This is a genomic window from Pseudomonas sp. LAIL14HWK12:I7 (assembly GCF_000483465.1).
GTDB lineage: Bacteria > Pseudomonadota > Gammaproteobacteria > Pseudomonadales > Pseudomonadaceae > Aquipseudomonas > Aquipseudomonas kermanshahensis.
In genome coordinates, this window is record NZ_KI519608.1 from 33,001 (window position 1) to 47,762 (window position 14,762).

At 59.6% G+C, this 14,762-nt stretch carries 11 protein-coding genes; 8 read left to right on the plus strand and 3 right to left on the minus strand.

Features of this window, described 5'->3' with window-relative positions:
- Positions 1-42: 42 nt before the first annotated feature.
- The 6 genes from D886_RS0126420 to D886_RS0126445 all read left to right on the plus strand — a co-directional run bounded on the left by D886_RS0126420 (position 43) and on the right by D886_RS0126445 (position 6,190).
- Positions 43-1,161: a glycosyltransferase 61 family protein gene (locus D886_RS0126420; protein ID WP_027596760.1), complete on the plus strand. Its 1,119-nt coding sequence runs from the start codon at positions 43-45 to the stop codon at positions 1,159-1,161.
- Between the two features lie 410 nt (positions 1,162-1,571).
- A complete protein-coding gene (eppA, locus tag D886_RS28440; protein ID WP_077068395.1) occupies positions 1,572-1,748 on the plus strand; it encodes an EPS-associated small membrane protein EppA in 177 nt (58 codons plus the stop codon).
- Positions 1,749-2,095: 347 nt separating this feature from the next.
- Entirely contained in the window at positions 2,096-2,653 is a 558-nt protein-coding gene (locus tag D886_RS0126430; RefSeq protein ID WP_027596761.1) for a polysaccharide biosynthesis/export family protein, read from the plus strand.
- Positions 2,654-2,676: 23 nt separating this feature from the next.
- A complete protein-coding gene (locus D886_RS0126435; RefSeq protein ID WP_027596762.1) occupies positions 2,677-3,792 on the plus strand; it encodes a hypothetical protein in 1,116 nt (371 codons plus the stop codon).
- Between the two features lie 20 nt (positions 3,793-3,812).
- Positions 3,813-5,372, plus strand: a complete 1,560-nt coding sequence (locus D886_RS0126440) for a Wzz/FepE/Etk N-terminal domain-containing protein (protein WP_027596763.1) — start codon at positions 3,813-3,815, stop codon at positions 5,370-5,372.
- Positions 5,373-5,383: 11 nt separating this feature from the next.
- On the plus strand, positions 5,384-6,190 hold the full coding sequence (locus D886_RS0126445) for a CpsD/CapB family tyrosine-protein kinase (RefSeq protein ID WP_027596764.1): 807 nt from the start codon (positions 5,384-5,386) through the stop codon (positions 6,188-6,190).
- A gap of 134 nt (positions 6,191-6,324) precedes the next feature.
- On the opposite strand, the gene galE is transcribed toward D886_RS0126445, so the two are convergent.
- The 3 genes from galE to D886_RS0126460 form a co-directional block, all read right to left on the minus strand.
- Positions 6,325-7,293, minus strand: a complete 969-nt coding sequence (gene galE, locus D886_RS0126450) for a UDP-glucose 4-epimerase GalE (protein WP_027596765.1) — start codon at positions 7,291-7,293, stop codon at positions 6,325-6,327.
- Positions 7,294-7,401: 108 nt separating this feature from the next.
- Positions 7,402-10,008 (minus strand): cellulase family glycosylhydrolase, encoded by a 2,607-nt coding sequence (locus D886_RS0126455; protein WP_371098778.1) that lies wholly within the window; start codon positions 10,006-10,008, stop codon positions 7,402-7,404.
- Positions 10,008-11,534: an O-antigen ligase gene (locus D886_RS0126460; protein ID WP_027596767.1), complete on the minus strand. Its 1,527-nt coding sequence runs from the start codon at positions 11,532-11,534 to the stop codon at positions 10,008-10,010. The genes D886_RS0126455 and D886_RS0126460 overlap by 1 nt, the downstream gene beginning before the upstream one ends.
- Positions 11,535-11,628: 94 nt before the next feature.
- On the opposite strand from D886_RS0126460, the gene D886_RS0126465 reads away from it, so the two are divergent.
- Together D886_RS0126465 and D886_RS0126470 are read left to right on the plus strand one after the other, a co-directional pair.
- The gene (locus D886_RS0126465) at positions 11,629-13,005 is read left to right on the plus strand and encodes an oligosaccharide flippase family protein (protein ID WP_027596768.1); all 1,377 of its coding nucleotides are present in this window, start codon (positions 11,629-11,631) and stop codon (positions 13,003-13,005) included.
- Positions 13,006-13,280: 275 nt separating this feature from the next.
- Positions 13,281-14,747, plus strand: coding sequence for an FAD-dependent oxidoreductase (locus D886_RS0126470; RefSeq protein WP_027596769.1), 1,467 nt, complete (start codon positions 13,281-13,283; stop codon positions 14,745-14,747).
- The last annotated feature ends 15 nt before the right edge of the window (positions 14,748-14,762 follow it).

Genomic DNA, 14,762 nt, shown 5'->3' on the forward strand with positions numbered 1-14,762 from the left:
TCGTTCAAAGGCTAGTGACCACGCCACCTCGGGGAGCACTTCATGGGCAGCGATATCTCCAAATTCAGCGCACCGTCTGCCGGTAAACGGCATAAGTGGACCCTTGCCGCGTACAAATACATGGCGCGCAAGCGGCTCGCACGTAATTCTGCCATCGACCTGAAAAGCATCGCGTCAAAAAGCTGGGATATCGCGCCTGGTGAAACAACGGTTTCCCCGGCCGCCTTCTATTTGCCCAATCAGCTGGAGCGGGTGACGGGGTGGGAGGCAAAGCGCTTTTACCCCTACGTGCATCCCGCCCGCACGATGGAGGGTGGGCTCAGCGTGGCGCAGGGCCCTACACGTGGGTACCTGATCAAGGACGTGTGGTTGGTCGATGGCGCGCTCTACAAAGGCAAGGCCAGCCACTGGTTATCCTTGAAACCGAGCACCTTCCCGCGGGTTGTGGTGGAGCACGAGATCGAGCGCGCGGCCATCTACTGCACGCAAAATGGCAACTCCTGGTTTGGCACCTGGTTGATGGAAGACTGCGTCACCTATGCCCTGGCGTGCAACGAGGGCGTACCGGTGACCACTGCGCCCTCTGCGCGCTACCCACTGTTTACCCAGGCGCCGGCTTATGAAGACTGGCTGGGCATGAAGCCCCTTCGTTTGCGCAGTGCGTTTTTCCGTGAGCTGGTGCTGTTCGACGACCAGAGCAACAACCAAAGCCGCCACTTGCGCTACCGAGCCATGGGCGAAAAGCTGCTGTCGCATGTGCCCCACGAACCACACCCCGGTGTGTTCATATTGCGTGGTGGCGACGGCGACTTGCGCTTCCTGCGCAATGAAATGGCCGTAGCAGAGCACCTGCGCACGCACAGGGGCTTTCGCATTGTCGACCCGCTGAAAACCGACGTGCCGAGCATTATCGCGGCGTGCGCCGGCGCCAGGGTGGTGGCTGGGGTCGAAGGTAGCCAGCTGGTTCATGGCGTGAACGTGCTGCAGGCCGGTGGCTCAGTATTGACGTTGCAGCCACCGAACCGTTTTGTCAGTTATTACAAATACCTGACGGACCGCGACCAGCAGCACTTTGGCTTTGTGGTGGGCATGCCGGAAGGCGATGGGTTCAGGATCGACATCGATGAGGTGGAGCGCACCCTGGATTTGATGCCGGTGTAGCTACCGGCCAAGCCTCAGGTAAACGCGCCAGATTTCGGTTCGGAAGGCCAACCATTAGCATTTGGTTTCTCAGCGATGAAACGCAAGGGCTTGCTTCCTTCACGTCTTCGATTGATCAGCAATCACGATAGCGCCTGCCGCCGGGGTCTCCTGTGCGGCTTCTACCGTAGAAAAGTTCGCTATATCAGCGCCTTACACTTAATTGACCATTATCTGGCAGTACCGAGAAACGCCTGCAGTTTATGTGTGACGGCATTTTGACGAAGCCACCCCTTGCTCATTGAATTTTATTATGGTGTCGGATCATTGACGTAGTGTCATTGTGCCCATAAGCTCAAATCAACAGCGAGGAAGTCTCCCGCTAAACCCACCAATAAATATTTTTATTATCCTCTTTATAGGAGGGGGTTATGCGCTCGACACTGTTCATTAAATCAATATTCTTGTTGGTGCTTTTAAGTGGCGCGGCGCGCGCTGCTGATTCGTATGTCAATCAAAACAGTGTCATTCCTGTCGCAACGGCAGGGTGGTTCTTCGCCTTTGCAGTCATCGGTTTTGTTGCCGTTGCCAACAGAAGAAAGATTTAAACGTTCTCGCGTGGCAAGGGTAATAGGGGGCTTTAACAGTTGATCAATTACGGGGCTTTTTTGAGCTGTCGGTAAATTGACGTCTGAGGTTTGTTGTTGATGGCTTCGCAGCCGCTGACAGCTTGTCAATTTTCCAACTGTTGCTATATTCCAGTGGCGACTCATCGCCATTAGCCGTAGGGTGTCGCAGCGGGCGGGTCAGGCAGGGTGTCGAGGTGTCAAGGTACAGGGCCTCCAGGAAGGTTGAGGCCATCGCAGCAGGCAGTGCGGTTGCGAAGTGGAGCGAGAGTTGGTGTGCCGTTCTCATTCAGTGCTCTTTGTCAGGCCAGTAGGCCGGAGGGACCCTCATGGTACGTTCATTGTGTTCCGCTTTTTGCGTGCTGATGCTGTGGTCTGGTACCGGCAACGCGGTCGAAAATAGCGCAGCTTATCGGCTCAGCCCTGGCGATGTGGTGATGGTGTCCGTCTGGCAAGAGGAGAGCCTGCGTCAAGAAGCCACCGTGCTACCCGATGGCAGTATCACCTTCCCCTTGGCAGGGCGGATTGATGTCGCTGGCCTTGATGTCACGGCCGTTGAAAAACAGGTCGCTGCCAAACTCGAAAAATTCCTCCCCGACCCGAACGTCAGCGTTGTCGTCAAAAGCATCGCCGGCAACCTTGTGTACGTGCAGGGCAAAGTGATCAAGCCAGGGCCCGTACAAATGGCGGGGCCCACGGCCGTATTGCAGGCCTTGAGCATGTCGGGTGGTTTGGACAAATTCGCTGACGAAAGCGACATTAAGGTGGTTCGCGGCCAGGGGGCTTCCCAACGGATTCTGCCCGTGAGATATAGGGACCTGGTTTCCGGGCGTGACATGTCCACCAACATTCAACTTCAGGCTGGCGATACGCTGGTCGTTCCTTGATCTTGCCTTAATAAGAACACTTAATGCCTCTTCTTAGAACAACTAGCATTGCAACGGCAATCATGGTCTTGCCGTTTACGGACGCGGTCCAGGCAGCAAATTGGCAGTCATCGGTGGTGGTACCGACCTCGGTCGAATACGACAGCAACCCGTTGTTGCTGTCGTCTGAAGAAAAGGGAGTGACGCGCACCATCATTGCGCCCGACTACACCCTTGTCGGTACCTTCGACCGCGACGAATTACGGTTGGGTCTTGGCATGCACGTGTTGCGTTCTTCAGACACAGACATCGTCGACGACCGCGAAGACCCCAATGTAAGCCTGGGCTGGCAACGCGACACCGAGAAAGGGCGTTTTGGCCTGGTGGCTCAGTACAACGAAAGCTCTACGTTGTCCGGCATTGTCCAGGACACCGGTGTGGTAACCACCGACGGCACGCAGAAGCTGTATACGCTTGCAGGCAATTGGAGCAGCGCCATCACCGCGCGCAGTACGTTGTCCAACGAAACCAAGTACAGCCGAGCGCGATACGACATCAACACGCTGACCGGCTACAACGAGCTGGGCAACGTGACGACCTGGACCTACGCCTGGAACGAGCGGGCCGATGTGTATACCCGGTTTGGGGTGAGGCGCTATGAGCCCGAACAGGACCTTACTGCGACCGCCTCTAACAGCTACACCCCTGCAGTTGGGGTGAAGTATCAGTTCTCCGAGCGCCTGAGTGCCGATGCGCACGTTGGCGTCAACCAGGTGTCCGGCTCTGAAGGCGGTCGGCGCGGGGAGGGCGGGGTCTCGCTGCTGTATACCGGGGTGCGTTCCGACCTCAGCTTGAGTGCCGAACGCAGCACGGTCGCCAGCGCGGAGGGTGGTTTTGCCGAGCTCGACATGGTGCGCGGTATCTACAGTTACGCGGTCAACGAGCTGACCCGCGTCGGCGCCGATGCCACCTGGCAAGACAGCAAAGGGCAAACCCCCAACACACTGCAAATGTACAGTGTCTGGGCCAGCCGGGAATTTTCGCCTTTTTGGGATCTGCGCCTATCGTTGATGTACAAGGAGCGGCGGCAGGACGATGCACCCACTGCGGACGCAACAATTGTTGGTTTGACGTTGACGTATAGGTACCCCGACCTCTGAACTTCAGCCTGGTGGCCTTTATGAAGTCTGACTACGAGCTTTCCCTTAAAGATTACATCGCCATCATCAAGGATAGGGCCCTGTTATTAGGGATCAGTATCGTAGTCATTCTTGCCGCGACCGTGGTGGTCGCGGTCAGCGTGCCACCGATCTATCAGTCCACCGGGACCATTCTGGTGGAGTCGCAACAGATTTCCCCCGAGCTGGTATCGGCGAACAACAACAGTTTTGCCGATGAGCGCATCGAGGTCATTCGCCAGCGCGTCATGACCCGCGAGAACCTGCTGCGGATCATCGAAAAGTACAGCCTGTTCGCAGACAAGCGGCTTAGCGAAAGTGACAAGATCGACCAGATGCGCAATGCCATCGTGGTCGCGACCCTCAGCACGTTCGTCAGAGGGCGGGGTGAGGCCACAGTCGCATTCAATGTGTCCTTCGAGCACAAGCAAGCGCAGGTGGCCAAGGATGTCGCAAACGAACTGGTGACGCTGTTCCTCAACGAAAACCTCAAGCAGCGCACCGAGCGCGCCAACGAAACCACCGAATTCCTGACCCAGGAAGCCAACAAGCTGGGTGCCGAGCTTGCCAGCCTGGAAAACCAGCTGGCGGACTTCAAGCAAGCCCACGCCAATGCCTTGCCTGAGCACCAGTCGCTGCGCATGAGCATGCTGTCGCGTTCGGAGCTGGAGTTCAGGGAGGTCGACCGTGATTACAAGACCGCGCAAGAGGAACTGCGTTACCTGGAGCTTGAACTGTCGGCGGCCAATGCCGGCTTGACCACCAAGGCTGACGGTACCCGGCCGTCCAGTGCCGACCAGCCACAAGACCTGCCCAGCCTCAAGGCCGAGTACGCCCGGCTGCTGACCAAATACAAGGACGCGCACCCGGACGTAGTTGCGGTCAAGCGCAAGATCGATGCCCTGCAGGCCAGCGGCGGCGGCAGCAAGGCTGCATCGTCGGTCAGCCTCGATGTGGCGCGGGTGCGTGCGCGGATTGGCGCGGCCCAGGAGCGCATCACCTCACTGGCGGAGCAAAAGCGTGAGCTGGTGAAGAAAATGGAAGGCTACGAGGCGGAGATTCTTGAAGCCCCGCAAGTGGAGCGTGGCCTGGTCACGTTGATGCGCGACCACGACAACGCGCGCAAGAAGTATGAAGAGATCCGTGCCAAGGAAATGGGCGCGAAAATTACCGAAAGCCTGGAACAGGAAAACAAGGCAGAGCGTTTTGTGCTGCTGGAGCCACCGCTGCTGCCCGAAAAGCCGATCAAACCCAACCGCAAGAAAATCGCCGCCCTGGGCCTGGTGCTGGCACCGGCAGGCGGTGGCGCGTTGGTGATGCTGTTGGAAATGCTCAATCAACGGGTACGGGGTGTAGGGGCGCTAGAGAGCGTGTTGGGCAAGCGTGTGCTGGTGACGGTGCCCTTCATCACCACCCAGGCGGAACTGGCAAAGCGTAAACGCTGGCGCAACCTGCTGATCCTGGCGGTGCTTGTGCTGATTGCTATGATGGTAGTGCTGGTGCACGTGTTCTACATGCCGTTGGATGTGTTGCTGTTCAAGGCTATGGCGCGGTTTGAATAGGGAAAGCAGTGATGGACAGGATCAAGCCGGTAGTTGGCAATGGTATTCATCAAGTTTCTCCAGGTGCTGCCCAGGCACCGCAAACCGCCCACGGGGCGGAGCCTCCAGAAGTGCCAGGGCAATTCGATTACGTGAAGACCAAGGTGGTGCCGTTGCGTGCGGAGCACCTTGAGCGCAATCGGATTGTCGCGTTCAACAAGAACTCGAACATGAGTGGGCCGATCGACCTGTTGCGCACGCAGGTGCTGCAGGCGATGGAGGAAAACGGCTGGCGTACCTTGGCCATCACCTCGCCAACACCCGAGGCGGGCAAGACGGTGCTGGCGATCAACCTGGCCATGAGTATCGCGCACCATACGACCAAGACGGCGCTGCTGGTGGACTTCGACCTGCGTCGCCCCAAGGTCGGCAGCAGCCTGGGCTTGCCGATGGAAAAGGCCCTCAACGAGTTGTTGTCTGACCAGGCCGGGCTCGAAGAGGTGTTGGTCAACCCCACGTTGCCGCGTTTTGTCGTGCTGCCGACGCGGGTGCCTATTCCGATGTCTACCGAAATGCTGTCCTCCCCCCGGGTGAACAACCTGATCAGCGACTTGCGCAGCCGCTATGAGTCGCGCATCTGCATCTTCGATTTGCCGCCGTTGTTGAGCTCAGACGATGCAATCACCGTGATGCCCAAGTTCGACTGTGTGTTGTTGGTCGTCGGCAACGGCATGAACAGCAAGCAAGAGATCGAGGAATGCCTGCACCACCTGGCGACGGTCAACCTGATTGGCACGGTGTTGAACAAGGCGGATGAGAAGCCGCGCACCTATTACTGACTATTCTCTATCGAGTGTAGGAGCAGCCTTGTGCTGCGAAGAGACCTGTGAAAACATAGCGAATCTTCGCTGCTGTCACCGGCCTCTTCGCAGCACAAGGCTGCTCCTACACCCGATAGTGAATAGCCGCATGATCACGGCCGATGCCACGGGTACTGCAACTCCCATCTCCAGGCATGCGCCACGATCTGCTCCAGCGATGCATACGCTGGCCGCCAGCCCAACACAGTCATCGCCTTGCCAGCATCCGCCACCAACCCTGGCGGGTCACCCGCGCGGCGGGGTGCATCGAGTGTGTGGATCTGCCGGCCCGTCACTGTGCGGGCGGTATCGATCACTTGTTGCACTGAAAAGCCCAGGCCATTGCCCAGGTTGAACGCCGTGCTGGGGCCGCCAGCGACCAGGTAGTCCACTGCCAGCGCATGTGCCGAAGCCAGGTCGGCGACATGCACATAATCACGAATACAGGTGCCATCGGCGGTGTCGTAATCCCGGCCAAACACCGTGACCGCCTCACGCCTGCCTGCGGCCGCCTGGAGGATCAACGGTATCAGGTGGGTTTCCGGCTCATGGCGCTCGCCCAGCTCCCCGTCAGGGTCAGCCCCTGCGGCGTTGAAGTAGCGCAGGCACACTGACTTCAGCCCGTAAGCACGGTCGAAGTCCTCGAGTATCTGCTCGACCATCCACTTGCTGAGCCCATAGGGGTTGATCGGTGCCTTGCCATGCGCCTCGTCAATGGGCACATACAGCGGGTTGCCGTAAACGGCTGCGCTGGAGGAAAACACCAGCCGCTTGATGCCCGCATTCACCATCGCCTGCAGCAATGTCAGGGTGGCCGCTACGTTGTTCTGGTAATACTTGCCAGGGGCGCAAACCGACTCGCCCACCTGAATGAACGATGCGAAGTGAAAGACCGCATCGAAGTGGCACTCGGCGAACAGCACATCCAGCGCCGGCTCGTCGGCAATGTCGAGCTTGGCCCATTGCACCCCAGGCCCTGGCGACACAAGGTCCGCCACCACCACATCATGGCCCGCGGCCAGCAAGTGCTTGACCATGTGCGAGCCGATATAACCTGCGCCACCGACAACCAGAAACTTCATCCGTGCCTCCTGGACTCTGCTGTTGTACAGACGCCGCGGGTCGTCCCTGGATCGAACAGGTGGGAGTATCAGCTACAGGTCTCTTGAGACTGTAGATGGCCAAATGCTCTATTTCAAGAACAGCCAGTTGGACATGTACTGGCCATCGAACGTGATCACATAGCGCCCGTTCTGGTACGCCACTGACAATTCCTTGAGCTGCGCGTGTGCATCGCGCGCGAACAGTTTCAGACCGCCCGCCGCCTGGATGGCCAGGGTGCCTTCGAAGGGCTCGACATTGAACGGTGTCTTGTCGTCGACCTTGGGCACAGCCCGGGTGCCCAGTGAGATCAGCAGGCTGCGAGCCTGGCCCAGCGGTTTGGCATCCAGGCTCTGCACGACGACACTGGCATAAGGCGTCTTTGCCTGTACCTCGACCTGCCCAAGGTTGAGGGTTCGACCGCCCAGCCAGCCGGTCGCCGCCTGGGTCAGGGGGGTATCGATAGTGTAGAGGCCTTGTTGCCAGTTGCGCTTGAGCTCCCCGGTATCGGTTACCGACTCGGTGGCGTCAGGGGGCAGCAACGATTGGGCAGGGTCACGCAGCACTTGGGCATCGGCCGGGATGATGCTGGGTTTCAACCAGGGCAACTCCGGCGTCTGCGGCATGGCGATCTGCAGCCTGCCTTTTTCCATGGCGGTGCGCAGCAGCAGCGAGTTGCGCGGCGTGATGTCTTGGTTGAACAAGGTGGCGGGTGTTGGCGCGAAGACGTAACGGGTGGTGGCTTGCTGCACGTCCGCACGGCGGTAGAGCAGGGCAGCCGCGGGGAGCGTGGCCAGCATGGCCGGGTCGTTGTACGCGTGCCAGTTGTCTGCCGTGCGCCAACCGCTGTTGAAGGCCTGCTGACTATAGGCATATTGCATCATGGCGTCCCAGCCTTGGTGGCTGGCCGTGCCCGCCACATACAGGGGCAGCGAGTGACGGTCGGGCAGGGGGAAGGGTTCAGCGTTCCATTCGGTGACCGTCAGAGGCAGGCCGACGACCTGGGCCGCGGCAATCCAGTTGATCATCCCGTCGCTGGTCAGCGGGTTCTTCTCGAGCTGGCCGATGGCGCCGTAGCTGTGCGCATCGATCACATCGCCCGAGGTCAGCGCGGGCAGCGCGCTCAGGCCATTGCCGCCCCAGGTGCTGGTGGTGGCAATGGGTACCTTGACCCCCAGACTGCGCAGGTGCGCAATCATGTCGACATCGAAACGGCGTTCCAGATCATTCAAGAAGAGCTTCGACGGGCCATGTTCCCAGGCGCGCCAGGTGCGGTCTGCAGGCAGGTCATTGTGCTTGGCGAAGGCGTCTGCCTGCTCCTGGTAAAGCTTGGTATGTGCGGGGACTTTTTTGTCCGGCATCAGGGCGTTGCCGTAGTGCTGGGTGATGTCGTTTTCGTTGGTGATCAAAACCGCAGCAATGGCCGGGTCGTCTTTGTAGGCTAGGCCGGTGTAGGGGTTCACATGGGTCATGTACTGCTCAGTAAAGCGTTTCATGGCCTGTTGAATGCTCTGGTTCACATAGGCGTAGCCTTTAAGGTCGACCCTGGGCTCGCCCTTGGCCAGCTCCTTGAAGTCATCGATGTTGTCATTGGCGGTGAGGGCGCGCTGTACGTGCATGTCGAGCCAGACGTAGATGCCCTCGTCCTTGAGGCTTTTGACCCACAGGTCGATCTTGCGCAGCGACTCGGCATTGAGCTGCTGGGTATCGCGAATCAAGGTGCCGTCGCCAAACACGTTCGGGCTGACCCATGGGGAGTCGTGGTGGTGCAGCCGGACGAGGTTGAAACCCAGTGCCGACAGGCGTTTGGCCTGTTTGATGATTTCCTCGTCTGGCGTCTTGAACAGCGAGTACGCAGACAGGTTGGTGCCCCAGAAACGCACGGGGGTGTTGTCCTCGAACATCAGTTGCTCGCCGGAAGACTTTACAAAGCCGCGTTTGCCAGCCGGTTTTTCTGGTGCATTGAGAAAGGACAGGTCGACCGGCGAGGTTTGCCAGTCAAGCTGGTCATCGGGCCACTGCGCGGGGTCTTGCAGGCCAAAGCGCTCGGTGGGGGTTGGGCCCAGCTCGATATCGCCCGTCACGTTCAACGTCGCCTTGATCTGCTGCTGGCCGGCGCTGATGGGGTCTTTGTAGAAGAACGCGCGGATCTCGGCATTGCTACCCGGTTCGAAGTACACCTTTGCCAGTGCAGGTTCGAAGCGCATCTCGATGCGCCTGCCTTGCGCATCTTTGCCCCAGGACCAGCCACGGTTGTCGGGCAACAGCACGGGCGCGCCCATCTCCCCATTGAACAGGGCCGGGTCGAACTGGAAAACGATGCCGCCGCCCATCACGTTGGACTGCCTGCTGTGTGCGGTCAGGTCGAACGCCCAGGTCAAGGTTTGTGTTTGCGGCTTGCGGATATCCGCCGTCAGGTCGAAGTCCAACTGCTTGTTCTTGCCCTGCAGGGTGTAGCTGTAGGGCGCATTGACCTTCATGGCGGTGTAGAAACCAGTCCAGCTCCAGTTAGCCGCCCAGAAGTCGAACTTGGCTTTCATCACCTGCCCGCCACCGCGTGTCACGCTGGGCAGGCCGTTTTGTTCTTCGACGCTGACGACCCACCCGGAGGCCCAGCCAGCCTGGGACATGACGGCCAGGCCAACGAACAGGGATGCCCGCATGAAGGGGCGCAAAGGGAAACGGCTCATGGGCATCACCTGGTTTGAAGGCCGGCAGCGGGAAGGTCGCTGGCCTGGCTGGAACGGAGCCTGCGCACCCGCTGTATGTAGGCCACCCCAAGCCCTGCGACCGACCAGTACACGGTGGGGATGATAGTGATGCTGCTGACGGTGAAGATGATCACCAAGATCCCCACCAGCGTCGCCAACAGCGCCCGGCCCAGTTGCCGTTGCTCGTCATCCTTGTCGGGGAACGCGCGCATGGCTTTGCGGATGCCCAGCAACACGGTGACGAAAAACGCCACGAACAGCGCGAGCCCGACCAACCCGACCCGCAGGGCCAGGCTGACGTAGGTGTTGACGATGTCGATAATGCCTTCCCCCTGAATCATCGACTGCATTTCAGGGGTGTTACGGAAGTCGAACGAACCGAACAAGGGGTTACGTTGGATCACGATCCAGGAGTTGTCGATCAAGCGTTCCCGGTAGGTGATGTTCTCTTTTTCGATATTGCCGATGAAAGGCAGCAGGTCCAGCACCTTGTCGCCCCCAGGCAGCACGGTCAGCAGCGGCAGTGCCAGTACGCCGGCGAGGGCAAGCACGGTCAGGCGCTTAATGGCGCCTTTGCCCATGGCAATGAACACCACGACGATGACCACAGCGCCAATCCAGGGGCCGCGGGACAACGGCGCGAAAAGCCCGGCAGCCAGCAGCAGGGCGCCGAGCACCCGCTGCAGCTGGCTGCGCACATAGCCCTGGACGAACAGGTACAGGCCGATGGCCACACTCATCACGTAGCCCAGCGCAATTGCCTGCCCGGTGGTGGCGCTGGCCCGTAGCGAGCCACCACGGCTCAGGTAGCTGGACATGCTCCACTGCACGCCCATGGCATCGATCAGGGCGTTGTACAGCAGCCAGTGGCGGACGAACTCGGCAAAGCCGATCAGTGCCAGGACGAAGGATGCCAGTACGAATGCCAGCATGGCGTCCTTGAAATCACTGATCTCCTTGAGCCCTCGGCTGGCGACGTAGTAGGGCAAGAACACATCGACATACAGGTAGAGCGCCTGGCGCAAGGTGTCGGTCAGGGTGGTTTCACGCAGGTACAGCACACTCATCAGCACCAGGCTGGCCGCCAGCAGCTTGTCGGGCCAGGTGCGGCCGAAGCGCAGGGTATCGCTTTGCCTGCTCAGGGCCAGCGCCGCCGGCAGCAGCACGCACAGCGTCAGCAGGCGAACATGGTTGAGGTCGACCAGGTAGTTGACCACGCCAAACCCAGGTATTTGCACCGAGGCCGGCGGAATCAGGAACAGCAACATGAAAAACAGCGCCATGGCATTGCGTTCGCGCCGCCCGGCGATGTACATGATCAGCCCGGCAGCGGCCACGTACACCCAGAAGCTGTGGGAGGCGAAGGCCACCAGCGTCAGGACGAACCACAGGTTACGCCGGCGCTTGAAGTCGCTGTAGGGGATGAGGTCTGTCGCCGGGCGGCGCGCCATGACAAAAACGACGCCTGCCAGAAACAGAATGACGATCAACGCACGAAAATGTTCAGGCATTGGCTAAGGACACCTTTCCCTTGGTGGGCACGGCTAGCATCATGGCTAATTGAAACTATAGTGACTTTTAGCCAATCAGTCAGAGATTGAAGTCATGCCGTCGATTGATGTGTCAGCCTCCGCGAGCCTGCGCAAGCGCGCACTGAAGGCCGGGTCATGGAACCTGGTGTCGCTGGTGGCGTCACAGGTCATGCGCCTGGGCGGCAACCTGATCATGGCCCGTTTGTTGCTGCCGGAAATGTTCGGTGTGATGGTCATCGCCACCACGGTTTCGGTACTTTTGCACTTGCTGTCCGATGTTGGCCTGCGCCAGAACATCATCCAGAGCCACCGGGGCGACGACCCCGAGTTTCTCAATACCGCCTGGACCGTCCAGATCATCCGCGGCTTCGTCCTGTTTGCCCTGACCTTGCTGCTGGCCGCCGCCTCCTGGTTCGCGCAGTTGGCCAACCTGTGGCCGGCGGACTCCACTTACGCCGCCCCCGAGCTGCCAATGGTACTGGCGGTGACCGGCCTTTCGGCCATCATCTGGGGATTCCAATCGACCAAGATAGATGTCGCCGTACGAACTTTCCAACAGAAGCGCGTGGTATTGGTGGACCTCGCCTCGCAAGTGGTCGGTTTGATCGCGATGCTGGTGATTGGTTATTTCACCCGGTCGATCTGGTCGCTGGTGATCGCCGGCCTAGTCAGTGCCCTGGCGGGCACCTTGCTGGGGCACCTGGCGCTGGAAGGGCCGAACAACCGCCTGCAGTGGGACCGAAGCGCGCTGACCGAGCTGATCGTGTTTGGCCGCTGGATACTGCTGTCGTCGATGGTCGGCGTACTGGCCATGTACGGTGACCGAATCTGGTTTGGTGCGAGCATGACAGCGGGGCAGTTGGGGGTGTACTCGATTGCCGTGCTGATCCTCGGGTCCGTGCAGACCGGGTTGCTGAAACTGGTGGGCTCGGTAGCGCTGCCCGCGTTCAGCGAAGCCGCTCGGGAAGGTGACAAGGCACGCCTGAAGGCGCTGTACTACCGTTTCAGGTTGCTGGTCGACCTTGTGATGCTGTTTGCCTGCGGGGTGTTCCTGACCGCCAGCCCGTTGTTGATCGGCTGGATGTACGACGCGCGCTACACCGAGGCGGGTACGATTCTTGCGATTCTTTCGCTGTCGTTCTTCACGCTGCGCTATACCTTGGCACATCAGATATGGATTGCCCTGGGCCTGACGAAATACCAGGCCATGGACAACATCATCCGGCTAGTCTCGTTATGGGGGTTGTTGCCACTGCTGCTGGCCATTGGCGGTGTCGACTACGCAATCTGGGGGGTGGCCCTGCATACCTTCCCGACGCTGCTGTTGGTGGTCTACGTTAACTGCAAGCTGGATATCTTCAGTGTCAAACGCGAGTTGGTGGTACTGCCGATGGTGGCCGTGGGGGCACTCTGTGGGCTGTTGGCGACCCGTTTCTTCGAATGGCTGTGATGAGGCCAGAGGCGGGCGATGGTGCAATGTGGGGGCGGTCGAGTGACTGATTGTTAACACTTCATCGAGATAGGTCTGGGGATCATGGGGAAGCTTACGTTGTGTACTCCGCAGTTGGGTCGTAGGGGTTTTCTCCAGAGCTGTGTCCTGCTGGGCGTTGGCGGCGCGGTGTTTGGCGTGGCCGCAGACGTTGCACGCAAACCCGTCGAAAAACCCGGGTTCGTGGTGATCAACGGCTGGGTGTTGCCTTCTCTGTACTTCCGGAACGAGCCAGCATGATCAAGGACTATCAGCAGCAGAAAACGCTGCGTGACGACTATGATTTTTGCATCATCGGGGCTGGCCCCGCTGGCATTACCCTGGGCCTGCGGCTGGCAGCTGCGGGTTGGAACGTGCTGCTGGCCGAGGGCGGTGGGCGTGAATATTCGCCGCACTCGCAAGGGCTGTATAAGTGCGCCTCGACGGGGCTCGAACTGTACGCCGAGGAAACACGCCTGCGTTACCTGGGCGGCACGTCCAACCACTGGGCAGGGCGATGCCGGCCGTTCACCCCTTCAGACTTCGCCGTGGCGCCGCCCGGCGACTTGCCCGGCTGGCCGATCCCCTACTCGGAGATCGAGGGCTACCTGGCGGCGGCCATGGACATCGTCGATTTGCCGCCAGGCTCGGAGTTTCACGCGATGAACACCGGGCTTGCGGGTGATGACTTCGAACCCGACCGCTTCCTGCTGAGCCCTCCAACGCGCTTTGCGCAGAAGTACGCGACTGCACTGAACGAGACCCACGGGCTGGACGTATTCATCAATTGCAACTGCGTCGACCTGGAGTTCGACAAAGCGTCGGGCCATGTGGTGGCTGCGGTGGTGTCCGATTACGAACGTCATCGTCAGCGCGTGGTGGCCAGAAACTTCATCCTGGCGACGGGCGCCATCGAGAATGCCCGGCAGTTATTGAACAGTGAATCCCTGTTGGCCGCGGGTATCGTCAACAAGGAAGGGCTGACCGGGTGTTGCTTCATGGAGCACCTGAACATCGACATGGGCACGTTCATCCTGAAGTCGGACCAGGACACCCAGATGCGTCAGTACTACACCACCGACGCCTTTGTTGAGGAATACCAGGCCGGTAAAGGCAATATCACCGCTGCACTGCTCTCGGACGTGCAGACGTATGGCCGCACGGCCGAGGTCAAACACTTTCTGGAAAACCTTGCCTGTGACATGGGCGTTGCCGACAAGATCGCCTTGGTCGCCAAGTTCAGTTGCCCGGGCGACGGTGTGATCGGCACCATGATCGAGCAGTTTCCCAACCGGCAAAGCCGCATTTCACTGCTGGACGAAAAAGACGAGTTGGGGGTGGCCAAGGTCAACGTGCATTGGGCACTGAGCGAAAGTGACAGGCACACCATCAAGTGCATCGGCACCGAACTGGCCAAGCAATTTGCCGACATGGACCTGGGCTTCGTCAAGCTCAACGATTTCGTCTACGACACATCGGTGCCGTTGAAGATGGCGCCGCATGCCCATCACATGGGCACCACGCGCATGGCTGCGTCACCTGAGTTCGGTGTGGTCGACGCCAATTGCAAAGTGTTCGGTACCCAGAATCTCTATGTGGCGGGAAGCAGTATCTTTGCCAAGGGCGGCGCGTCCAACCCGACCATGCCGTTGTTGCAGTTTGCCGTCAGGTTGGCGGACCACCTCAATGAAAAGTTGAAATCGGCTACGGGTGCCGCGGTGTAACGCACGTTGTAAACG